Here is a 22602-nt window from a genome sequence, read left to right on the forward strand (position 1 = left end):
CACAATGACTTGGGATGAAAAAATTAAGGATTTTGAAATTTTTCTTCGTTTTGAGAGGAATTTCTCAGAAAACACTCTCGACGCTTACATACGCGACATCAGAAAACTAAAAGAGTACGCAGAGGAAGACCTGGAGAATATACCTCCGGCCACCATTACCTATGAACACCTTCAGGAATATATATTCAAGCTTTCCAAACAGAAATTCAGCGAAAGGTCGCAGGCCAGATGGATTTCTTCCATCAAAGCTTTCTTCAAATTCCTGCATGAGGACGAATTCCGCGAAGATAATCCGGCCGCCCTTCTGGAAGGCCCTAAGCTGGGCTTATACCTCCCGGACACGCTGACGCTTCCGGATATCAATAAAATCATCAGCGCCATTGAGATGAATACGGATCTGGGCAGGAGAAACCATTGCATCGTTGAGGTGCTGTACGGGTGCGGACTGCGCGTTTCAGAACTTATCGACCTTAAGATATCCAATATCAATTTCAAGGAAAATTACATCAAAATCAACGGAAAGGGGAACAAAACCCGTTTTGTGCCTTTAGCGGATTACACAGGAGAACTCCTGAAAACGTACATCCTTGAAGTCCGCGGCAAGAATAAGGTGAATAAAAAACACGAGGACACGCTGTTTCTGAACAGCAGGGGCACCTCCATGTCCAGGGTCATCGTTTTTCTCATCATTAAGGAACTGACGGATAAAGCGGGTGTGAGCAAGAAAATTTCACCGCATACGTTCCGGCATTCTTTTGCTACCCACCTGTTGCAGAACGGCGCAGACCTACGGTATATACAGGAAATGCTGGGGCATTCCAGCATTACGACGACAGAAATTTATACACGCCTTAAAACAGAAGAATTACGGGATGTTATCCTTACTTATCATCCCAGAAACACCAATGTGCTGGAATGAAGGAACTATTCTACTGTCCCGAATGCGGACATGCAACCCTGAAATGGGAAGGTGAAAAAAAGTGGAGCTGCACAGAGTGCAGCTTTACGCTTTATCATAATGTCGCAGGAGCTGTGGCGGTAGTCATCCGGTACGGAGATGAGGCTTATCTTACCAGAAGGAACCGGGAGCCTGCAAAAGGCTTGCTGGATCTTGCCGGAGGATTTGTAGACCCCAATGAAAGTGCCGAGGAAACCTGTAAAAGGGAACTTTCTGAAGAACTGAATATTGACATTGATCCCTCCAGGCTAAGGTATGTCACCAGCCTGCCCAATATATACCATTATAAAGGCATTGATTACAATACCATCGATCTTTTTTATGAATATGAGATCCAGGAAAAGTTTGAGGAAAATATTGAACTGTCGGAAATTTCAGAAGGCATATGGATTCCGGTGCATCAGCTCAGGCCGGAAGATCTCGCTTTTGATTCCCAGAAGAAATTCTTTAGCAGGTATCTGCAAAATAACTAATTTACTGTGCGCAGATTTTAATCTTGTAAAACCTGCATCTATACGTCAGTTGCCTAATACGATTCTGTTGCAAGCATATTTTCAAAATACTGCTCCAGCAATGTCCTTTCCGCCTCTGAAAGATTGGCTTCCGGATGGTACACTATGTAGCCGGGCATCGGCATCGTCCTGTTTTGCAGGGTCTGTATGGAATGGCTGAGCATGTTTTTTTTCAGGTCCTTATTATACGTTTCCCATACTGAAAAGTTCAGGTGTTCCCTTCCTTCATCAATATGGCTTTTTACAGACCATGAGACGGGTGCTATAAAGGCATACTTAGGATATACGGTTTCATTAGAATGGCAGTCGTAACAGGCATTTTTGAGCAGGACTCTGATCTTGTCCGGTGTCTTTTTTACCTCAACAAAATTCTCAGCCTTTTTCACCGGCGGATTGATCCGGTTAACCGGTATGAACTGGATGACCACGAATACGATGAGGGACCAGAACAGTACTTTTTTTGCCGTTTTCATTATCGTACGGGTTTCAGAAGTTCCGTTGTTGTTTTCATTTCCTTATTGCTTTGTACCGGTATTGGAGGGGTTGTGGCAGGATTTGGGCTTCCCGGTGCGGCAGTCTCTGACCCGGTAGCAGAAGTTCCTTTCGGGTTTTCCAGGCTTCTGGTATCATTCAGATCCCAGGTTTCATTACTATCCCAAAGCGGCCTGATCACCACGGTTTTATAATAGGTATAAGCATCCTCTGCAAAGACCTGGTTCTGGAAATCGGCTTCATCCCAGTATCCGTTTCCGTTGTTATCGGCAAGGATCCGGACAATATATTCTGACGGCTTGAGAATATCAAACCGGACCTGGTCTCCTTTGGTGTACTTCTGGTAAACCACCTTATCTGAAGCGTCTAGCAGCTGGATCCAGTAGCTGGAAGCCGGGGCATTCTGCAATGTGAGCGTCAGGCTTCCGTAATTATCCGCTTTATCGATTTCAAAATCGAAACGTTTAGACTGAGGATTCCTGGCATAAAATGAAGAAACCGTTTCTTTAGGTACGGTAAGCTGGTATTTTTTACCGATCACAAAATCCGACTTTACCATGATCTGATATGGATTGGTCTGCGAAATAACCGCAGTGAACTGCTGCTGGCTAAGACTGTCACCGGCTACCCTCAGCGTCCATTTTTCAGGTTCAATCTTATCTATAATGTAATTAGATGCCATTTTAAAATCAGCCTTCGGAGGGATCAGGGCGCCACCGTTATCACTGTCCAGCGTCATGGCACTCTTGGCATTATACCGATAAAATACGGAAACAGTGTCCTGCTTTTTATCCGCATCGTAACTGAATTTCAGGTTTTCATTAGTCGTCTGCCCGACATTGTTTTTTACAGCATCAAACCAGATCCTGACCGAATCGGATTTTGGACGGTGCGTCACTTTGATGTCCTGCAGCTTGTCGTTGAGGGAAAGTACTTTCACATTTTCCGGGGCTCCTTCAAAGGTCATCAGGATTCCTCCCGGCACTTCCTTCATTTCACCGTATTTCAAAGGCTTTTTGGATGGGTATACTTTCAGGTTAAGTCCGGAAATGGATTTTTCAACCGTAACAGGTTCTTTCACGAAACCTACCTTTTCTTTTCCGGGATCATAGACTGAATTCCCGTTTTCGTCATCGAATGCAATCACCCTGTATTTCCCCGGTGACAGGTAATTCAGTTCGTAATATCCGTCGTTATCTACTTTGGTAATGTAATAAGGCTTCTGTTTATAATTCATGGTGTCCTGAACTTTGTACAGGCCTACAACCAGTTTATTCTCAGTGGCATTGGCCTGCTTTTTCGCAGCCAGTGCATCTTTAACTTCCCCGCTAATGTACAGGTCATCCAGCTTATCGCCGGTGGAGAATGCAAAATTAAAATAAGGAAGTACATTGGATTCATTATTGTCTACAATGGAATTCCCGAAATTAAAATTGTAGGTGGTATTCGCCTGTAAAGTATCGGTCCACTGGATCAGGACAAATTTATTAGCAATATTGGAAGGCAGGATGCGCTTGATATTTTTGATCGGAGGAGAGATGATCAGGTTTTTACTGACATCTTTCAGGGTTACATACTCATCGAAATCCAGGCGTAGTTCTTTGATATCGCGTGATACATTAATCCTGGTCGTATCAATATTCGATCCCAGGAACTTAGGCGCGAGCGTATCTTTTTTTCCTCCCACGGGAGATCCCACCCTTGCGCAGGAATGTACGAGTACCGTGATGAGGAATAATAAAAAAAATCTTTTCATGAATAGGTTTGGGCAAAAATAAACATTATTCTCCAGAAAACTCCCGTTGCCCGTTTAAAGTATCCCTGTTGTCATCCATCACACTGTGAAGCTTCTCCTGCTGCGGTGGGAAGTTCTCAAACAGCCCGGATAACGCCAGCGCCGAATAGACTTTGTTGGAATAACAGTTGCCGATAGCCACAATGGTCACCTTGGATTTCAGCAGGTGGGCAAACACGGAATTGGTCCCGTGCCACCATCCGTTATGGTAGGTAAGCTTTTCACCATTATCATAGATTTTCATCCTGAAACCCAGGCCGTAATTATTCATACCCGCTTTTTCATTGCTGTACGGTGTGAAAACCATTTCCATCAGTTCAGGCTTCAGGAAATTCTTGGAGAACATTGCTTTTGAAAAATTCAGCAGGTCCCTTGGTGTGGTATACGCATTTTTGTCGCCGTAGATCAGGTCCAGCCGGTCCAGCGGATACAACCTGTTCCCACCGTAATAAAAAGACTGTGCTGCTACCGGAATGTCTTTTTCCTGAAAAATATAGGTATGGTTCATTTTCAGCGGCGTGAAAACCATTTCTTTCATCGCCTGCGGAAAAGGTGTTTTGGTAATCTTTTCAATCAATAGGGCCAGTAAGGCAAAGTTGGTGTTGCAGTACATAAAACCGGTTTCAGTTTCGCGTGCCAGTTCAGGCTTGTACTTAATGATCATATTCAGGATGTCCTGGTTGGTAATGAAGGTTTTTGAAAGCTCCTGCGGGGCGGGCTGAATCTTCGTGATGAAATATTCGTATTTCGGCAGTCCGCTTCGCTGGCTCAGCAGGCTTTTTACCGTAACATCAGGATAGGGAAAACCAGGGAAAAACCGGGTAAGGTGATCAGAAAGGCTGATCTTACCTGCTTCTATCAGTTTCATCATGGCCATAGCCGTCATGGTTTTGGAGACGGATGCCACATGCATCGGGGTATCTCTCCCGATCGGCATCTGTTGCCCTTCCCTTCCGAATCCCCGGTAATTTTCGTACAGGATATCATCGCCTTTTGCCACCAGAAGGCCTCCGCTCAGGTTTCCGCGTTCCCAGACTTTTTTATAGTACTGGTCAACATACCGGACAATGGCAGGTTTATTGGGCAACCGGTCATCGGCAGGGGTAAATATCTTCTGTAAATCTACGGTACCGTAATTCGGGAGATTGGTTGTGCTCTGGGTGACGGTTTCTTTAGATTCTGCATTCTTTTTACAGGAGGAAAGAAACAAAGAAACAGCGAGAACAAACACAAAATTAAAACTCTTCATACGGCTAAAAAATGAGCGGCAATTTAATGAAAACTCAAAATAAATTTAAATCTGAGCAGGATATTATGAATTATTTAACATAAGTCTGTTGATAAAAACAGGCGTATGAAATCAGCACAGGCCTGCAACAGCCGTTCTTCAAAGAATTCCGTAAAGCTGTACCTCTATTTAGCTGAACGAAGACAATATTTTATCAACAATTACCTGTGCCAGTTTTTCCTTGCTCTGATGAGTCCAGCCTGCGATATGAGGGGTAACAATCACCTTATCGGATCCCAGCAGATACGTAAGGTCCTGATTATTTTCCTCCAGGTTCTCAAAAGATGACTTTTCATATTCCAGCACATCGAGGCAGGCTCCTTTCACTTTTCCTGACTGTAATGCCCTGACAAGGCTTTGAGTATCTACATTTTTCCCTCGTGCGGTATTGACGAAATAAAAGTCTTTATGCATCCCTGCAATAAACGCTTCATTTACCAGGTACCGGGTCTGGTCCGTCAGAGGAATGTGCAGACTGAGGATATCCGCAGACGCCTGAAGTTCTTCCATGCTGACTTGTGTGGCAAACTCATCGGAAAGCCCGGGAAGGATGTCATGGAAAATCACGCTGCATCCGAATCCGGAAAGCCTTTTCGCGGTAGCTTTTCCCATATGGCCATAGCCGATGAGCCCCACCGTTTTACCCAGGAGCTCGTCACCCCTATTTTCCTCACGGAGCCAGATGCCCCTTTTCACTTCCTGGGAGGCAATGAACAGGCGGTTCATGAGGATCAGCAGCATTCCTACAACGTGTTCCGCCACAGAATCCCGGTTGCCTTCAGGGGAATTAATTAACTGAATCCCAAGTTCCGCTGCTGCTTCAACATCGATATTTTCCATCCCGGCTCCTACCCTGGCAATGAATTTAAGGTTGTGTGCTTTTTCCAATAAGCTTTTGTCAAGAGGAATCCTGCTCCGGATGATGATCCCGTCATACTGATCTATTTTCCGGCCAACTTCTTCGTAAGAAGACGTGAAATCCTCTTCCAGTAAAAAGTTTTTTTCTGAAAGCTGAACAGTAATCAGCGGATGGTTTTTATCTAACAAAAGAATTTTCATGCATGGAATTTTGGGTGATAAGGAGAAAGGAATTCTTATCAGGATGAAAGAATTTATTGTGTCTTTCACCATGAAGAAACAACGGCATCTGTAGTTAAATCCCACTTACATACCTTTATCTCTTCATGATGAGAGCATGTTATGCCTGAATTTATTTTTTATCTCCGGCAGATTCCTGAGACTCCTGAAACAGCTTCTTCAGCTCTACTGATTCCAGCGGCTTCATTCTTCCGGAAAGGATGAGGGAAAGTTCTTTCCTGCGGAAAGCAGCGGCATACCTCAGCTTTTCTTCTTCGGTTTCCGGGATCATTTCCGGGATCGGGATCGGACGGTTGAATTCGTCTACGGCCACAAAAGTATAAATTCCTTCATTTGTGTGCACTTTTTTCTGGTTGATCGGGTCATCCAGCCATACATCCACATATACTTCCATGGAAGTGGAAAATGCCCGGGATACTTTGGATTCCAGCACGACAACCCCGCCTTCAGGAATCGGGTGGTTAAAGGAAACGTGGTTTACGGAAGCCGTTACTACCCTTCTTTCACAGTGCCTGGCTGCAGAAATAGATGCGCAACGGTCCATTTTAGCCAGGAGCTCGCCGCCGAACAGGTTTCTTAAAGAGTTGGTTTCGTTCGGAAGAACGATATTGGTCATAATCGTCAGGGAATCTGACGCTTTTTTTATTTTTGCCATGTAGCCTTAGTGGTTTTTGTCTTGGTATTAAGATTTTTTGCAGCAGGCAGTATTGCTGAATCCTTTTTCAGCGAATCTTTTTTCAGCGAATCTGCGACCTGCGGTGCATGCACCTGTATTTTTATGGTATCTTCCACAATCCTGTGGGTTTTGGTCTGTACAGAAACCTCATTGAATGATTTCTTGCCGAACAGAAGATCGCTCTGGGCATAGGCCAGATAGATAAGCCCCAGAACAGGAATAATCAGCAAAAAGATCCAAAGGATGGATTTCTTAAGCCTGTAATCTTTTTCAGGGTTTGCCGGCAGTGCTTTTTTCTCTGGCGCAGTGTGGATGTCCGAGAGGATAATTTCTTCCAGTCCGTAAAAATCCGGATGGTCTGCCGCCAGTCGGTTTCCTTTGAAGCTTACCGTCCCATTGTCCAGGAAAGCCGTTCCAAGGTGCTGGATTTCCAATTGATGTTCCGCCTGAAGCTTTTTTTTCCAGAAATCCGTCTGTATTTTCAGATCGGTAGCCGCAGCCTGGGGAGACCGCTGTTCCTGAGCGCTTATAAAAGCTGAAAGGTCATCAGACTTCACCTCATCATTAAAGACGAATGCAATCTGGCTTGCCGGCGGAAGGATGCTCCCGTTTTCCGAGTTGATGATGGCTTTTGATTTTCCGAGTGAAAAAACGCCAAAACCCGGAACTGTAACAGAACCAAATTGTTTCAGATATTCTAAAATGTAAGCAGATATATTCATTTGGCAGCAAATTTATAACTTTTTCATGACTTTTCGGATGATTTATTGCCATGAAAAAAGACTGCAATAGCAGCCTTTATGGTGTACCTAAGGTACTATTTGAAACAGATTTGGTTTTAAAAAATTTTCCTTGAACAGCTTTTACTGAATTTTCCAGCTGATCCCGAACATAAAATTGGTCCCTGCCTGTGAAAAATAATACGGCTGTCCGTCCCATACGGCACCGTTATTCACATATTTACGGTTAAAGATATTGTTGACCAGCAGTTTCAGGGCTACATCGTTATTTTTGATTTTAAACTGGTACTGCGCATTGAAATCCATGAGGAAATAATCATTCAGGCGGAGATCTTCATTTCCAGTATTATCCAGGTACTGCCTTCCGACATACTGGTTGATCAGGGCCAGGCGGAAGTGTTCATTCGGGTCGAATTTCACATTAAGATTGGCAATAAGATCCGGAGAAAATGAAATCCGGGTATTTCCGAGGTCCTTTACTGCGGCTCCCTCTTCCATCTTAAAATCCAGGTTCCTGTTCTGGCTGGCACTGATATTCCCTGAAACCTCCCATTGTTTCGAGAGCCTGGCCAGTGTCCCCACCTCTATTCCCCTCCTGTAGCTTTTACCGGAATTGGTCCTGATGAATGCCCCGACATTATTCAGTTCGCCATTGAGCACCAGCTGATTGACATAATACATATAGTAAAGATTGGCCGTAAGAGAAAATATCCCGATCTGCTTTTCAAAACCGGCTTCATAATCATGGAGCTTTTCTGCCAGGACATTATTGTTGGCCATCAGGTCATCCCTGTTCGGCTCGCGGTGGGCATGGGCATAGGAAATAAAGACTTTTCCATTGCCGATGCGGTAATTGATCCCCATTTTCGGGTTAAAGAACAGCCAGCTTTTATTCAGGTCTGCTCCTTCACCGTCTCCTGCCTGCAGGATCCGGGTATTGTAATCGACATTCCTCAGCTGCACGTCTCCGAAGAATTCAAAATCGTCTACACGGTACAGCGCTTTGGCAAATCCGGCTACCTCATTTTTAACCGAACGGTTCCTGTAGTATTCATGCTCACTGATCTGAGGATAAAATACTCCGGTCACATTTCCGAAATGCCTCCCATAATATTGGTTTCCCACGACTCCGAAGTTCAGGTCCAGGTTATCAAACTTCCCGTACAAGGTAGAAACGATTCCGTAGAAATCATTGTTCAGCCATTTCTTACGGATAAAATCGGAGTACTGCTCTACCTGGCCGTTATTCATGAAATCCGGCAAGTTGTACCGTACAAAAGGATCTCCCTGTTTGTAATTCTCATAATAGCCCTTGCCTTTGGTATAATGCAGGGTTGTTTCCAGGTTCCACCGGTCATTGAACTTCTGCTGCCAGAGCAACTGGTAATGGCTCTGCCTGTAATTATCCGTTTCATTATCGTAAAACCCGGTAATATTTTTCCAGTCGGCATCGTAGATCGCACCTGAATAGTTGAATCTTGGATTGGTTTCCCATGTTTTCCTGTCGATCCCGTTCCACGCCTGATAGGTTTTCTCCTTTCCTCCGAAAGCCATCAGCCTTATCCTGGTTTTGCCCTCCTCAAAGAGCGCCGTGAAATTATAGGAATGCAGGTCCGAAGAAGCCCTGTCTATATACCCATCCGAATGGATATTGGTATACCGCCCCATAACGGAAAGCCTGTTTTTCCAGAATTTTCCGGAACCGGCTTCCGCAGAATATTTATAGGTATTGAATGAACCGTAGCTGTCATCCGTTTTTACGTAAAATTTTTCTTCCGGATCCTTGGAAATCACATTGATGCTTGCACCGAATGCTGCGGCCCCGTTATTGGAAGTTCCTACTCCCCGCTGGATCACAATCTGGGACGCAGAGCTGGTCAGGTCCGGCACATTAACGAAGAAAGTACCCTGGCTTTCGGAATCATTGTATGGTACGCCGTTCATCATCACGTTGATTCCCGTCCCGGAAACACCCCGGATCCTGAATCCTGTGTAACCCACTCCGTTTCCGGCATCGGACGTTGAAATCACCGAAGTCTGATTTTTTAAAAGAAACGGCAGGTCCTGTCCCAGGTTCCGGCTGTCCAGGTCTCTCTGGACATTGATAATTTCTTTGGCTACAGGAAGTCTCTTGGTAAAATTAACGGCTTCTATTTCCCCGGTTTTCAGGGTGTCCCTGTTCTGGACCTGTGCAAAGCCCATGGCACTTGCGGTAAGCCCTAAAAAAATAAATCCTTTCATTCTATAAATTTTAACATTTAATGAATAAAAGGGGTAAATTATGATGAGTAATGAGTAACGGTAATCAGAAATATTTTACGATTCATTCCTTATTACCTATTGCTTATTTAATTTCCCTAAACAGCATTATCCGTTCCAGGTTCATTGGGTATCATCTCAGCCTTTTACAGCACCCCTTTATTTCAGACTGCGAAAGTACAAAAAATTTGTGAAAAGGGCTGCTGAATCTGTTACGGGTTTGCTATCTCTGATGAGAACGTACCGTAAAATAGGCTTATCAGTACGTTTTATTGTTGGAATCTACATAATAATAATTTTTGCTGTCTTTGGACACTTCAAACATATGCCCGAGTTTCCAGCTGAAATTGCGTTTGATATCGTCATATTCAAATGGGATGATTACCTTATTATGGACATCGATCACCCCGAATTTATCATTGTAGGAGGCTATAATCATTGGGTTTGCAACATCATCACCTTCCAGGATAAACAGGTACTGGTACTGGGGATAGATCTGGTAATCCCGGTAATCTGCCGCGTTGGCAAACTTTTGCTTATCAATGATCCCGTAAAACCCGTTCAGCACATAGGCCTGGTACAGCTGCTGATTGTATTCCACAGGCTTGCACTTGGCAATATCCGAATCTTTGAACTGGTATACCCTTTTTCCGGACTGGTTGATTCTGTAGGAAATCATATCTTTTTCTACGGTAGCGTATTCATTCGTGCCGAACTTCCTTACCTTCTCATTGGGAGAATTCAGCAGGTTACAGTCTTCATAGAAGAACACGGCAATATGATATTCCGGGGCAATGATGAATTTCCCGTTCTGATTCACATACCCGAATTTCCCGTCTTTTTTCTTCGGGATCAGTACCGGAAGATCGCTGTTGACTACCGGAAGATCCAAAGCAGGCGCAGCCGGCGCTTTTTTAACGGATGCTTTTAAAGTTTTGCTAACCGGATTTTTTTTAATCTGTTTGCCCTGGGAGAAAACAAAACAGGAGATCATAAGACAAAAGATATTAACTGCATTTTTCATATTCAGCATTTTCATGCAAAAGTACAACCAAAAATAGAATCTATAAAATTCCTATTTATAAAGAATCTAAATAATTTCGTTCTTATAAAATAGTAAAATTTCGTAATTTTGAAGACAATTTTAATTGTTTGATAATTTTAAAACGTTTGAGATATGACATTTGATATTGATATGATCAAGAAAGTGTACGAGCGTTACCCTGAAAGGATTGCTGCGGCAAGACAGGCAGTGGGAAAACCTCTTACACTATCAGAAAAAATATTATATGCTCACCTTTGGGAGGGTAATGCTACACAGGCTTATGAAAGAGGGAACTCGTATGTGGATTTTGCGCCGGACAGGGTAGCGATGCAGGATGCAACTGCACAAATGGCTCTTCTCCAGTTTATGCAGGCCGGGAAAACCAAAGTGGCTGTGCCGTCAACGGCTCACGCAGACCACCTTATCCAGGCTAAAGTAGGTGCTGATAAAGATTTACAGGAAGGGATCAATAAGAATTCCGAAGTGTTCAACTTCCTAAGTTCTGTTTGTGATAAATACGGAATCGGCTTTTGGAAGCCGGGTGCAGGAATCATTCACCAGGTGGTGCTTGAGAACTATGCTTTCCCTGGAGGAATGATGATCGGTACTGACTCCCATACGGTAAATGCAGGCGGTCTGGGAATGGTTGCCATTGGTGTAGGAGGTGCAGATGCTGTAGATGTAATGGCAGGAATGGCATGGGAACTTAAAATGCCTAAACTGATCGGGGTAAAATTAACCGGTAAAATGAACGGATGGACTTCTGCAAAAGACGTTATCCTTAAAGTAGCCGGAATCCTTACCGTAAAAGGAGGAACCGGATGCATCGTGGAATATTTCGGTGAAGGGGCGGAATCCCTTTCTGCAACCGGAAAAGGAACGATCTGTAATATGGGTGCTGAAGTAGGGGCTACTACGTCCACTTTCGGGTATGATGATTCCATGAGAAGATATCTTGCAGCCACAGGAAGACAGGATGTGGTAGATGCTGCAGACCAGATTGCCGAGCACTTAACCGGTGATGCTGAAGTATATGCTAACCCTGAGCAGTATTTTGATCAGTTAATCGAAATCAACCTTTCTGAACTGACTCCTCACCTGAACGGACCTTTTACTCCGGATCTGGCAACCCCTGTTTCTGAATTCAGAGCAAAAGCGGAGGCTAACGGATGGCCTATTGAAGTAGAATGGGCACTGATCGGGTCTTGTACCAACTCATCTTACGAAGACTTGTCCAGAGCAGCTTCCATCGTTGAAGATGCAGTAGCGAAAGGCGTAAAACCTAAAGCGATCCTGGGAATCAACCCTGGTTCTGAACAGGTAAAATATACCGCTGAAAGAGACGGATTCCTTGACTCTTTCAGAAAATTTGAAAATGCACGGATCTTTACCAATGCTTGCGGACCTTGTATCGGTCAGTGGGACAGGGAAGGTGCTGAAAAAGGAGAGAAAAACTCCATCATCCACTCTTTCAACAGAAACTTTGCGAAAAGAGCAGATGGTAACCCAAATACCCACGCTTTTGTAGCTTCACCGGAAATGGTAGCTGCAGTAGCGATTTCAGGAAGACTGGATTTCAACCCGATTACTGATACGTTAACAACGGAATCCGGAGAACAGGTAAGACTGAATGAGCCTAACGGTTCTGAGCTACCTTCAAGAGGATTTGCTGTAGAGGACAACGGATACCAGGCTCCTTCTGAAGACGGATCTCAGGTAGTGGTTAATGTAAGCCCTACTTCAGACAGGCTTCAGCTGCTGGAAGAATTCCCGGCTTGGGACGGTAAAAATATCGAAGGTGCCAAAGTACTGATCAAGGCTTTCGGAAAATGTACTACAGACCACATTTCCATGGCAGGTCCATGGCTGAAATACAGAGGTCACCTGGATAACATTTCCAACAACATGCTGATTGGTGCCGTTAACGCTTACAATATGGAAACCAACCATGTTAAAAACCAGTTAACCGGTGAATATGGTGAAGTGCCTGCCGTACAGAGAGCTTATAAAGCAGCACACATCCCGTCTATTGTTGTGGGAGACCAGAACTACGGGGAAGGTTCTTCAAGGGAGCACGCTGCCATGGAGCCAAGACATTTAGGGGTGAAGGCGGTATTGGTGAAATCATTTGCCAGAATCCACGAAACCAACCTTAAAAAGCAGGGAATGTTAGGCCTTACTTTTGCCAACGAAGCAGATTATGATAAAATCCTGGAAGACGATACCGTAAACTTCCTTGATCTTGATCAGTTTGCTCCGGGTAAACAACTGACATTAGAATTCGTTCATGCGGACGGAACTAAAGATACTGTAATTGCCAATCATACTTATAATGATCAGCAGATCGAATGGTTCAAAGCAGGTTCTGCCCTGAACCTGATCAAAAGACAGGAAAAACAGAATTAATTGTTAGATCGGTTAATCATAGAAAAGCAACTTCAATCTGAGGTTGCTTTTTTATTTCAGCCTCTGCAGAAAGCCGGCCCGGTAGCTTTCACCCACCGGGATCTCCTGATCTGATAAAAGGGTAACATTTCTGGACCCGATGCTTTTAATGCGTTCCAGATTAACGATAAACGATTTATGGATGCGGGTGAAAGAAGATTCCGGCAGCTGCATTTCCATGGATTTCAGGGTGTCCAGCACAATGTATTCCTGTGTTTCGGTACGGATATTCACATAATCTTTGATGCTTTCCACATACAGGATGTCTTCAAAATTAATTCTATGCTGCTGACCGGAACATTTAACAAAAAAGTGGGCTCCTGTTTTACTCTCTACGGTCATCAGCCTTTGCTGGGCCTTCACGGCACTTTTATAAAACCGTTCGAAAGAGACAGGTTTCAGCAGATAATCGATGATGTTGTGCTCATAGCCTTCCAATGCATATTCGGAATAAGCTGTTGTTAAAATATATTTCTTTCTGTCCCCAAGGATTTTCATAAAATTGATTCCGGTGAGCTCAGGCATCTGGATGTCCAGAAAAATAAGATCTGACGGATGGTTCTGAATGTATTCCAAGGCTGTTATTGGATTTTCTGCAGAAAAAACAAGCTCAAGAAAAGGAACGTTCCGCACATAGCTCTCCAGCAGCGAGATGGCCAGAGGCTCATCATCTACAATAATGCATTTAATTTTTTCCATCCCTTAAATCAATGGTTAAATCTACAATAAATTCCGTTTCGGATTCATCAATGGCCAGCGTATACTTGTTAGGATACAGGATTTCAAGCCTCTTCTTTACATTATCGATCCCGATACCTGAAACCACATCTTTCTTCCGGTCGTTTTTGAAATTCAAAAGGTAAAAGTGCAGCATCTGGTCTTTATCTGATATTCTCATCTCTAATCCCTTATTCCGGAAATCCCCATGTTTGAAAGCATTTTCTACAAACGGTACCAGAAGCATCGGGGAAATATTGAGGTGCGGGTAACGGATATCTTTTTCAATCACCATCAACTCCGGGTTTTTGAGCCTGAGTTTCTCCAGTGCGGTAAGGCTGTCTATATATCCGATCTCTTTATCCAGGGGAATACAGTCTTTTTCCAGGTCCTTGGTACTGTATCTCAGTAAGGTACTGAGCTCTTCAATGGCCGGCAAGGCTTTATCGGATTGCTGATAGACCAGGGAATAGATGTTATTCAGCGAATTAAAGATAAAATGCGGATTGATCTGGGTTTTCAGGGCCTGTAGCTCTGCTATCCTCCTGGCCTCAACAAGTTGGGTCTTTTCTGCTTCAGCATTAATGTAATACTTAAAAAACCAGAAGGTTGTGCTGATAAAAATGGCAAGGCTGCTGTAAAAAATATTGTCGTAAAAATAAAACCAAAAGTCCGTTCCTTCCATATAATTCCTGAATCCCAAAGTAGCCGGCAATAGAATCTCTTCTGCTGAGTACCGGACCATTACAAAACAGGTGACATTTAAAAAGAATGCGATTACCAATTTATACAGCTTCCGGGCATCATAAAGCCGGGGAGTGATAAAAAAGTAATTGACATAAAAACATACAAAATTGGCCAGGAAAAAAGTAAATTCAAGCACCATTCCCTTTGTTGAGTTTAATCTGGAATAGTCAACCAAAAATTTCCCTGGAATGTAGCTCAGCCAGAATAATATATGTAAGTAAATAATTTTATTGGTTTTCATACAACAAAAATAAACCATCCGGGATGTCAGGTACATACTATTTTCGACGAAAGCCGCTTTTTATCCGATGAACATATTTTCATCGGGATAATTGACGGCCAAATCTAAACGCTGTTTCGGACAACATGTATTAAAAATACATTTGCAGTAAAGTTATCAAACATGAAGAAAACATTGTTATGTACTGCCCTTTTAGTTTCATCCGCAATTTTTGCCCAAACCCGGAAAGACAGCATTAAGAATATAGAACAGGTTGAGATCCTGGTGAAGAAAAAACTGCTGGAAAGAAAAGCGGACCGGATGATTTTCAATGTGGAAGCTTCCATCGCTTCGCAGGGAATGGACGGCACGGAAACATTAGCAAACGTCCCGATGATCAAGGTTGACGAGTCCCTCGGCACCATTTCTATCACAGGAAAAAGCAGTGTGAATGTAATGATCAACGGCAGGATGCTGAATCTTTCCGGTCCTGCCCTCATGAATTACCTGAAATCCATCCGCTCTGAAAATATAGCCAGGATAGAAGTGATTACCACTCCGCCAGCCAGGTATGAAGCACAGGGAAACAGCGGCCTGATCAATATTATCCTTAAGAAGAACGCGAACATAGGCTTTAGTGGAAACATGACTTCAAACCTCATCCAGAGGACTTACTCCGGATTCGGCAACACCGGAACGGTTAACTATCAGACCGAAAAGTTCAGCAGCAGCCTGAAGCTGGTCTACTATGATTCAGCTAAACGGACCAGCGAAAACTATGATATTATCGGCACCACGCAGAACTACAGCAGCTCGATCAGAAGGGATATGTGGAACGAACTGACGCCCAGCATCAATATGTCCTACAAAATCACTAAAAATTCTGAAGCGGGCTTTGAATACATGTATGCCCATCAGAAATCCGGAATGGACATCGTTAATACCACCAGGAATATCAGTCCCAACTTTACAGAAGAAAACCTGCTTACGCATACATTTCACCGGGAAAAGGAACCGACCCATACTGTAAGTGCCTATTATGACCTTAAACTTGACTCTTTGGGAAAAAAGCTGAGCCTTACAGGGAATTTCTATAAAAACAATTCGGATACGGAAGTCAATTTTTCCACACAAAGGCTTTCCGCTAATACGGTCCAGGATGTGAAGACCCTTTCGTTGGTCGCTCCAAAGATATTTTCCGTGCAGGCAGACCTGGAACTTCCTTTTTCTTTCGGGACCATCGAAACGGGAGCGAAATTCAATCAGTTTAAAAACAATTCGGATTTAAAATATTTCAACTTAACGGATAACGGTTATGTTGCTGATGCAACCAGAGCCAACCTCTTTCAGTATCAGGAAAAAAACTATGCGGCCTATTTCAGCTATGCCAAAAACTTCGGTACACACTGGGAAACGAAAGCCGGCCTGCGGTATGAGTATACGGTAGCGGACAGCTATACCCCTTCCAGTGGTTCCGGCAATTCGTACCGGTACGGGCAGTGGTTTCCCTCAGCGTATGTTTTCTATAAGAAAGATAAAAATATTTTCAGCCTGTCATACTCAAGGAGGATTAACCGTCCGGGAATGGGTGACCTGAATCCTTTCCGATGGTATTCCAACCCTTACTCCTACTCTTCCGGGAATCCTTTATTAACGCCTTCGTACATTAATAATCTTGAACTTACCTATACGTTTAATAACAAACTGACCACCAGCATGTACTATCTCAGAGTAAAGAACGCATTCGGGCAAGTATCGTTTCAGGACGGTCTTTCCCAGGTCTCTACATATCTTAATTACTACAACAACAATGCTCTGGGGTTTAATGTTTCATATACCGACACCTTTTTCAGATGCTGGGAATCTTCTGTTTCTGCCAATGCAAGCTATCAGGATTCTGATATGTTCGGCGTGAATGCTCAGACTCAGAAAGGGGCTTCAGTAAGCTATTCTGTCAACAATACCGTTACACTGAATAAAAATAAAACCATTGCCTTCTTCCTGAATTATGAACAGGATCTCCCCCACAGGAGTGTCAACTATTACCTTTACAACTTTTCCAATCTTTCATCAGGTTTTAAAGTTTCGCTGATGGATAAGCTGCTCCAGATCAATGCAACCGTTACCAACATCTTTGCCCAACGGTACCGGGGAGATATTTATTTTACAGACCTTGTACACCATATGAACAATTACTGGGATGGGAGGAGCTTCCGCCTGAGTGTGAACTATGCGTTCGGAAGCAAGAAGAAGATCCAGAAAAAGGACATTAAATTTGAAGAAAAAGAAAGGGCTCAGTAAATCACTGTAACAAAAACCGCTTTTCTGTGTCTAATAGGACAGTAGAAAGCGATATGAAAAAAATTATTATTACTCTGGCATTTCTGGGAACAGTTTTGGTTTCCGCTCAGGAAAAAACCAGCAACCAGGTAAAAGAAAAGCAGATTGAAGGGGTAACGATTACCAAAACTAAAAAGGCCGTTGAGCAGAAAGCAGACCGTACGATTTTTGATTTTTCGGAACAGCCGCAGCTGAATAACGGGAATGTCCTGGAAGGCATCAAAAAGCTTCCCGGATTGGTATCCACTGACATTGCAGGGATGATGTACCAGGGAAAAGTCCTGGACGTGTACCTCAACGGAAGGCCCCTGAATATTACGTCCAACGAGCTGAATTCTTTCCTGGAAGGCATGCCGGCCAACTCCGTAGACCGTATTGAGGTAATCACACAGCCCGGAGCCGAATTCCCTGCGACTTCCGGCGGTGCCATTATGAATATCATTACGAATAAGAATGCGAATAAATATTTAACAGCGACCTATTCCGGAAACTATTCCTTCACGAATTATGATAAATTCAGGAGCAGGACAAGCAACTCACTCAACTTAAATGCCCGGAACAAGCTGTTCGGATGGCAGCTGAATGTAGGGCAGAATTACCGTGAAAGCATGCTGAATACCGACCAGAACGGATTGCTTTTAAGCAATACAGACCGCTTCGGACGCGGATATTTTGCCAAATCGGGGCTGACTTTTGATCTTGGGCAGGACAGGCTCTTATTAAACTACGATATTTACCACAACAGGAACAGCAATTATACCTTAAGTAATGGGGAAGGCGAACAGAAACAAGCTATTCCCAACACCAATCCCCAGGAATATGTTTACAGAGACTTCAACTTCAATACATCGGATGCCGCCTACACCAATAACCTGAGGCAGGAAGCGGTAGTGACTTATCAGAAACGTTTTTCAGATAAGGCACAGAAGCTTGATTTCCAGTTTGGTTATACCAAATCTGACAGCAAGTTTGACCAGGATAATATTTTCCGCCTCGGTCAGTTTTCAGACGGACAGCCGATTCCCAATGCATCCGGAAGAGTCCTGAGCAACAATTCCGATATGAGGGTGGCCAATTTCAAAATCGATTATTCCCAGCCGATCAAAATCATGGACGGTGGAAAAGTAAGCGCCGGAGGTTTGTATGAAAAGCAGAATTTCGATACGGAAAGCTTTGGGATTACCAACCTGGAATATCAGCGGCAGACCGCATCCACTTACCTGGAATTCCAGGCTAAGCTAAAGAAATTCGACTTTATTCTGGGAACAAGGGCGGAAAACTACGATATCAGCGGGGTAACCAGAAGGGTTGACAGTACAGCGTCCATTGTCCAGAAAGATTTGATCCCGTTCAACAAGTTTAAGTTCTTCCCCAATGCAAGCGTGCAGTACAACCTGATGAGCCAGGTACATATTACCGCCAATTACAACAAAAAGATCAGCCTGCCGAGCATTTCTGCCCTGAACCCGAATAACACAACTTTCCAGGGACCGAATACCCAGGTAACCGGGAACCCGAATCTTCAGCCAACGATCTTCAACAATTATGAAATGAAGATTTCCGCATTCGATTATGCTTTTATCGGGTATAATGTAAGCTCCGCTAAAAACCAGGTCGCCCAGATCATTAGAAAGGATGGCAAAAACCTGTACAATGAGCAGATCAACATCGCCAATATGACGATTCACAACTTCAACGTCGGCCTTCCTGTTCCGTTCATGATTTTCAGCAAGCCGCTCAGCGAAATTATGAAGTTTGATTTCAATCCGGATAAGATCAACTTTATGTACCTGTATGCCGGCTACCAGAAGCATAACATCGACAACCTGAATAACAGGGGGTTCTGGATCTTCAACATCATGACCCAGATCATTCTTCCGAAAGACATCAAGCTAACGGCCAATTACAGCTACCTGACACCTAAAGCAGGATATTTTTATTTTACCGCAGAAAAACCATTCAATAATTCCTTCGACCTTACGTTAACGAAGAAATTCATGGATAACCGGCTTACGGTTTCTGTTTTCGCGAATGACATCTTTAACGGACAGGTGATGCAGGTACGTTCCAATCCGCCATATGGGGAAACCGTGTACATGAGGAATAAATACGATACGAGAAATTTCGGCCTTTCGGTAAACTATAAAATCCCGACGAAGAACAAACTGGCCAAGGAAGACCAGAATATCCTGAACCAGACGAAGAAAGAAGATACCGGCGGGGTCATGCCACAGGGACAGTAAAAACAGATCCAGATAACAGAAATAACAAGCCCCTTTAATTGAAGAAATTAAAGGGGTTTATCGTATAATCCCGGAAATCCTATGATGCCATTAAAAAAATCTTAATATCCGGATCAGCCTATGCAATGAGAAACATTTTTCTTTATTTTTAAATAAAAATCTGAATGACAAAAATTAAGACCAAGGAAAGCTTCTTTTTAAAGATGAGCCCTCTGAAAAGAGGGATCATCAGCCTTCTGGCTTCCGTGCTGGTTTTCCTTCTGATCTTCAGGCTGGACCTTAAGCCGCTGATTATTCTCATATTCTGCTGGCTGGCATTTTCTGTGGTTTTTCTGTTTCTGGACTGGCAGGTTATTCTCCACAGGAAAGTGGATGACATCCGTAAAAAAGCCAGAGCTGATGACGGAAATGCATTTTTTGTTTTTACGACCATTATAGTCGCATCTTTAGCAAGCATGTTTGCCATCTTTTTCCTTATTACTTCCAAAGATAAGGGAGTGCAGAAGGAAATCTATTTTCTGCCGGCTGTTCTCGGCGCGATGATCCTGTCCTGGATCATGGTACAGACCCAGTATATCTTTCATTATGCACGGGAATATTATGATGAGGATACGTCGGGGAAAAAGGAGGAAATAGGCGGATTGCAGTTTCCGACAGAAGACAAGAACGAAATATATCATCCTGACTACCTGGATTTTGCTTACTATTCGTTCTGTATGGGTTGTACATTCCAGGTTTCTGATGTGAGCATTACATCAAGGAATTTAAGAAAAATAACGATGATCCACGGGCTGCTCGCTTTCTTCATGAACACTTTTGTGGTCGCGCTTACCATTAATCTGGTTGCAGGCCTTAACGGTTAATCTTCTACACAGATATTGCTCCTTCGGAGCAAAGCAAAAATTTTTTAAAGGGAGCAAAGCGGTGCGGCAAAGCCACTGATCAAGCAGACGGATTATTCTTGCGCTTCATCAGATCAGCCTGCTGATCCTTTCTTTGCCTTCTGAGCATATGCAGAGCAAAAGCAAACTTTGCGTAAAAAACAGGTAAAATCAGAATTACAAGCAATACCGATTTGAAACTCTTAGCTTTGAGATCGATATATAGAATCTACGGCTGCCAACTCTCCTCTTTTAACCATTAATCTGATTGATCTTTCGGTCAGCATAATTTCTGCCTAAAAACCGACTGTCTGAAAAGTCCAGTTGAAGGTATTAATCAATGTCAGCTTATTGACAGGTACCGGAAGATCAGTAATTATTTCCAAAACCAAATTCGCCATCATGCTTCCCACGATTCCCGGTAAAGCACCCAATACGCCAAGGCTGTCACAGTCGGGAATATGTTCATCGGAAGGCGGTTCCGGAAAAATATCCCTGAGGTTCCGGCTGCCCTGACAGTTAAGAACCGCAACCTGTCCGGAAAATCCGAGAATGCTGCCGTAAACAAGAGGCTTTCCCAGCTTTACGCAGGTATCATTGATTAAATATCTGGTCTTGAAATTATCGGAACCATCAACTATGATATCATAGTCTGAAATAAGTTCCTCAGCATTGGTATCATCTATTTTCAGGTAATGTCCGGTAAAATTCACCTGATGGTTCAGGCTTTTAACGAATTGTCCTGCACTTTCCACTTTGGCCATGCCGACTGAATGTTCCGTATGGATCACCTGCCGGTTTAAATTATGCAGTTCCACCTTATCAAAATCTGCTACGGCCAATGTACCGGTTCCTGCTGCAGCCAGGTACTGGATAACCGGACTGCCCAGCCCTCCTGCTCCGATCACCAGGACTTTAGCTTTCATTATTTTCTTCTGCCCCTCTAAACCAATCTCTTCTATAAATATCTGCCGGCTGTACCGGGAAAACCGGTCTTCGTTATTCATTCTTCAATATTATGGTTGATTGAATTCCGCTGTAAACGGCATCCCAGTCTTTCATGACCGGGTCATAACCGGCATTCCTGATCATCGTCCTTATGTCTTCCATGCTCCTTTCATCACTGGTTTCGAACTGCTCGAGGGATTCTTTGTCTACGGCATAACCTCCTGGATTGGTTTTGGAAGCGGCGCTCATAGCAGTCGCTCCCAACGAGACGATATGATTCCTGAAGGTTTCATTTTCCCGGGTAGAGATGGAAATTTCCAGGTCTTCATTCCAGAGGCGGTAGGCACAAATTAACTGTAATAAATCTTTATCGGACATGATAAAATTGGGTTCAATAATTCCCTCTGCGGGCCTGAGCCTTGGAAATGAGACGGAAAACCTGGACTTCCAGTACTGTTTCTGAAGGTAATCGATATGGAGTGCATTAAAAAAGCTGTCTATCCTCCAGTCTTCCAGCCCCAGCAGAACCCCAAGGCCCATTTTATGGATTCCTGCTTTACCTATTCTGTCCGGTGTTTCCAGCCGGTAGTCAAAATTGGATTTTTTTCCTTTCGGATGGTATTCCTTGTACACATCTTTATGATAGGTTTCCTGATAGACCAATACGGCATTGACGCCCTCCTGATGCAGGAGAAAATACGCTCCTTCCGACAAAGGCTGTACTTCAACAGAAATATTGGCAAAATGCGGCTTCAGGAGACGGACTGCATTGATAAAATAGTCGATGCCGACTGTTTTATTGGCTTCACCGCTTACCAGCAGAATATGGTTTACGCCCATGGATTTCAGGACACTGGCTTCCACCATCAGTTCGGTATCCGAAAGCGTCTTCCTTTTGATCTTATTATCCACGCTGAAACCACAGTACGTACAGATATTCTGGCACTCATTGCTGAGGTACAGCGGGGCATACAGCTGGATGGTTTTCCCGAAACGTTTCCGGGTAAGCTGCTGCGCCATCTTGGCCATGGTTTCCAGTTTTACAGCAGCGGCCGGAGCAATCAGGTTGATAAAGTCTTCCAGGATCCGGTGTTCTTTCCGCAGGCTCCTTTCCACATCCTGTACGGTGACCTGATTGAGCTTACTGCGTATCTGGTCCCATGAATACTGTTCAAAAATATCCTTAAAGCTGTTCATG

Annotated in this window: 18 protein-coding genes; 6 read left to right on the forward strand and 12 right to left on the reverse strand. The window is 43.7% G+C overall.

Going from position 1 to position 22602, the window contains the following annotated elements; translation table 11 throughout:
- Positions 1-4 precede the first annotated feature (4 nt).
- Together xerD and CGB83_RS11575 are read left to right on the forward strand one after the other, a co-directional pair.
- On the forward strand, positions 5-919 hold the full coding sequence (gene xerD, locus CGB83_RS11570; RefSeq protein ID WP_100075914.1) for a site-specific tyrosine recombinase XerD: 915 nt from the start codon (positions 5-7) through the stop codon (positions 917-919).
- On the forward strand, positions 916-1431 hold the full coding sequence (locus tag CGB83_RS11575; protein ID WP_100075915.1) for an NUDIX domain-containing protein: 516 nt from the start codon (positions 916-918) through the stop codon (positions 1429-1431). The genes xerD and CGB83_RS11575 overlap by 4 nt, the downstream gene beginning before the upstream one ends.
- 53 nt (positions 1432-1484) lie before the next feature.
- Here the strand turns inward: CGB83_RS11575 and CGB83_RS11580 are convergent, their stop codons facing one another.
- From CGB83_RS11580 to CGB83_RS11615, 8 genes are all read right to left on the reverse strand, one after another.
- Complete coding sequence (locus CGB83_RS11580; protein ID WP_100075916.1) at positions 1485-1943, reverse strand: heme-binding domain-containing protein; 459 nt, start codon at positions 1941-1943, stop codon at positions 1485-1487.
- Positions 1943-3718, reverse strand: a complete 1776-nt coding sequence (locus CGB83_RS11585) for an Ig-like domain-containing domain (RefSeq protein WP_100075917.1) — start codon at positions 3716-3718, stop codon at positions 1943-1945. Before CGB83_RS11585 ends, CGB83_RS11580 begins: the two co-directional genes overlap by 1 nt.
- Positions 3719-3743: 25 nt before the next feature.
- Positions 3744-5006: a serine hydrolase domain-containing protein gene (locus CGB83_RS11590; RefSeq protein ID WP_100075918.1), complete on the reverse strand. Its 1263-nt coding sequence runs from the start codon at positions 5004-5006 to the stop codon at positions 3744-3746.
- A gap of 168 nt (positions 5007-5174) precedes the next feature.
- Positions 5175-6104, reverse strand: a complete 930-nt coding sequence (locus CGB83_RS11595; protein ID WP_100075919.1) for a 2-hydroxyacid dehydrogenase — start codon at positions 6102-6104, stop codon at positions 5175-5177.
- A 151-nt stretch (positions 6105-6255) separates the two neighbouring features.
- Positions 6256-6798: an acyl-CoA thioesterase gene (locus tag CGB83_RS11600; RefSeq protein WP_100075920.1), complete on the reverse strand. Its 543-nt coding sequence runs from the start codon at positions 6796-6798 to the stop codon at positions 6256-6258.
- Positions 6786-7541: an HU domain-containing protein gene (locus tag CGB83_RS11605; RefSeq protein WP_100075921.1), complete on the reverse strand. Its 756-nt coding sequence runs from the start codon at positions 7539-7541 to the stop codon at positions 6786-6788. The genes CGB83_RS11600 and CGB83_RS11605 overlap by 13 nt, the downstream gene beginning before the upstream one ends.
- Positions 7542-7682: 141 nt before the next feature.
- Positions 7683-9800 carry a TonB-dependent receptor gene (locus tag CGB83_RS11610; protein WP_100075922.1) on the reverse strand — a complete coding sequence of 706 codons (2118 nt, stop codon included), beginning with the start codon at positions 9798-9800 and terminating at the stop codon, positions 7683-7685.
- A 277-nt stretch (positions 9801-10077) separates the two neighbouring features.
- A complete protein-coding gene (locus CGB83_RS11615; RefSeq protein ID WP_228419911.1) occupies positions 10078-10842 on the reverse strand; it encodes a WG repeat-containing protein in 765 nt (254 codons plus the stop codon).
- A gap of 153 nt (positions 10843-10995) precedes the next feature.
- On the opposite strand from CGB83_RS11615, the gene CGB83_RS11620 reads away from it, so the two are divergent.
- A complete protein-coding gene (locus tag CGB83_RS11620) occupies positions 10996-13269 on the forward strand; it encodes an aconitate hydratase (protein WP_100075923.1) in 2274 nt (757 codons plus the stop codon).
- A 51-nt stretch (positions 13270-13320) separates the two neighbouring features.
- On the opposite strand, the gene CGB83_RS11625 is transcribed toward CGB83_RS11620, so the two are convergent.
- Both CGB83_RS11625 and CGB83_RS11630 read right to left on the reverse strand, forming a co-directional pair.
- Positions 13321-14007: a LytR/AlgR family response regulator transcription factor gene (locus CGB83_RS11625; RefSeq protein WP_100075924.1), complete on the reverse strand. Its 687-nt coding sequence runs from the start codon at positions 14005-14007 to the stop codon at positions 13321-13323.
- Positions 13994-15013, reverse strand: a complete 1020-nt coding sequence (locus tag CGB83_RS11630) for a sensor histidine kinase (RefSeq protein WP_100075925.1) — start codon at positions 15011-15013, stop codon at positions 13994-13996. The genes CGB83_RS11625 and CGB83_RS11630 overlap by 14 nt, the downstream gene beginning before the upstream one ends.
- A gap of 162 nt (positions 15014-15175) precedes the next feature.
- Here CGB83_RS11630 and CGB83_RS11635 point away from each other — a divergent pair, with 162 nt between their 5' ends.
- The 3 genes from CGB83_RS11635 to CGB83_RS11645 all read left to right on the forward strand — a co-directional run bounded on the left by CGB83_RS11635 (position 15176) and on the right by CGB83_RS11645 (position 20438).
- Entirely contained in the window at positions 15176-17293 is a 2118-nt protein-coding gene (locus tag CGB83_RS11635) for an outer membrane beta-barrel family protein (protein ID WP_100075926.1), read from the forward strand.
- A 53-nt stretch (positions 17294-17346) separates the two neighbouring features.
- Complete coding sequence (locus CGB83_RS11640; RefSeq protein WP_100075927.1) at positions 17347-19575, forward strand: outer membrane beta-barrel family protein; 2229 nt, start codon at positions 17347-17349, stop codon at positions 19573-19575.
- Between the two features lie 164 nt (positions 19576-19739).
- Positions 19740-20438, forward strand: a complete 699-nt coding sequence (locus CGB83_RS11645; protein ID WP_100075928.1) for a DUF1345 domain-containing protein — start codon at positions 19740-19742, stop codon at positions 20436-20438.
- A gap of 314 nt (positions 20439-20752) precedes the next feature.
- Here the strand turns inward: CGB83_RS11645 and CGB83_RS11650 are convergent, their stop codons facing one another.
- Both CGB83_RS11650 and thiH read right to left on the reverse strand, forming a co-directional pair.
- Positions 20753-21463, reverse strand: coding sequence for a HesA/MoeB/ThiF family protein (locus tag CGB83_RS11650; RefSeq protein WP_100075929.1), 711 nt, complete (start codon positions 21461-21463; stop codon positions 20753-20755).
- Positions 21456-22601: a 2-iminoacetate synthase ThiH gene (thiH, locus tag CGB83_RS11655; RefSeq protein ID WP_100075930.1), complete on the reverse strand. Its 1146-nt coding sequence runs from the start codon at positions 22599-22601 to the stop codon at positions 21456-21458. The genes CGB83_RS11650 and thiH overlap by 8 nt, the downstream gene beginning before the upstream one ends.
- Position 22602 lies beyond the last annotated feature (1 nt).

The sequence above is a fragment of the Chryseobacterium camelliae genome (assembly GCF_002770595.1).
Taxonomy (GTDB): domain Bacteria; phylum Bacteroidota; class Bacteroidia; order Flavobacteriales; family Weeksellaceae; genus Chryseobacterium; species Chryseobacterium camelliae.

Excerpts from the sequence above, each read along its gene's own strand:
- CGB83_RS11595 (WP_100075919.1), bottom strand. The coding sequence starts at position 6,104 with ATGAAAATTCTTTTGTTAGATAAAAACCATCCGCTGATTACTGTTCAG.
- thiH (WP_100075930.1), bottom strand. The coding sequence starts at position 22,601 with ATGAACAGCTTTAAGGATATTTTTGAACAGTATTCATGGGACCAGATA.
- CGB83_RS11645 (WP_100075928.1), top strand. The coding sequence starts at position 19,740 with ATGACAAAAATTAAGACCAAGGAAAGCTTCTTTTTAAAGATGAGCCCT.
- xerD (WP_100075914.1), top strand. The coding sequence starts at position 5 with ATGACTTGGGATGAAAAAATTAAGGATTTTGAAATTTTTCTTCGTTTT.
- CGB83_RS11605 (WP_100075921.1), bottom strand. The coding sequence starts at position 7,541 with ATGAATATATCTGCTTACATTTTAGAATATCTGAAACAATTTGGTTCT.
- CGB83_RS11600 (WP_100075920.1), bottom strand. The coding sequence starts at position 6,798 with ATGGCAAAAATAAAAAAAGCGTCAGATTCCCTGACGATTATGACCAAT.
- CGB83_RS11615 (WP_228419911.1), bottom strand. The coding sequence starts at position 10,842 with ATGAAAAATGCAGTTAATATCTTTTGTCTTATGATCTCCTGTTTTGTT.
- CGB83_RS11585 (WP_100075917.1), bottom strand. The coding sequence starts at position 3,718 with ATGAAAAGATTTTTTTTATTATTCCTCATCACGGTACTCGTACATTCC.
- CGB83_RS11625 (WP_100075924.1), bottom strand. The coding sequence starts at position 14,007 with ATGGAAAAAATTAAATGCATTATTGTAGATGATGAGCCTCTGGCCATC.
- CGB83_RS11590 (WP_100075918.1), bottom strand. The coding sequence starts at position 5,006 with ATGAAGAGTTTTAATTTTGTGTTTGTTCTCGCTGTTTCTTTGTTTCTT.
- CGB83_RS11575 (WP_100075915.1), top strand. The coding sequence starts at position 916 with ATGAAGGAACTATTCTACTGTCCCGAATGCGGACATGCAACCCTGAAA.
- CGB83_RS11650 (WP_100075929.1), bottom strand. The coding sequence starts at position 21,463 with ATGAATAACGAAGACCGGTTTTCCCGGTACAGCCGGCAGATATTTATA.
- CGB83_RS11635 (WP_100075926.1), top strand. The coding sequence starts at position 15,176 with ATGAAGAAAACATTGTTATGTACTGCCCTTTTAGTTTCATCCGCAATT.
- CGB83_RS11610 (WP_100075922.1), bottom strand. The coding sequence starts at position 9,800 with ATGAAAGGATTTATTTTTTTAGGGCTTACCGCAAGTGCCATGGGCTTT.
- CGB83_RS11630 (WP_100075925.1), bottom strand. The coding sequence starts at position 15,013 with ATGAAAACCAATAAAATTATTTACTTACATATATTATTCTGGCTGAGC.
- CGB83_RS11620 (WP_100075923.1), top strand. The coding sequence starts at position 10,996 with ATGACATTTGATATTGATATGATCAAGAAAGTGTACGAGCGTTACCCT.
- CGB83_RS11580 (WP_100075916.1), bottom strand. The coding sequence starts at position 1,943 with ATGAAAACGGCAAAAAAAGTACTGTTCTGGTCCCTCATCGTATTCGTG.
- CGB83_RS11640 (WP_100075927.1), top strand. The coding sequence starts at position 17,347 with ATGAAAAAAATTATTATTACTCTGGCATTTCTGGGAACAGTTTTGGTT.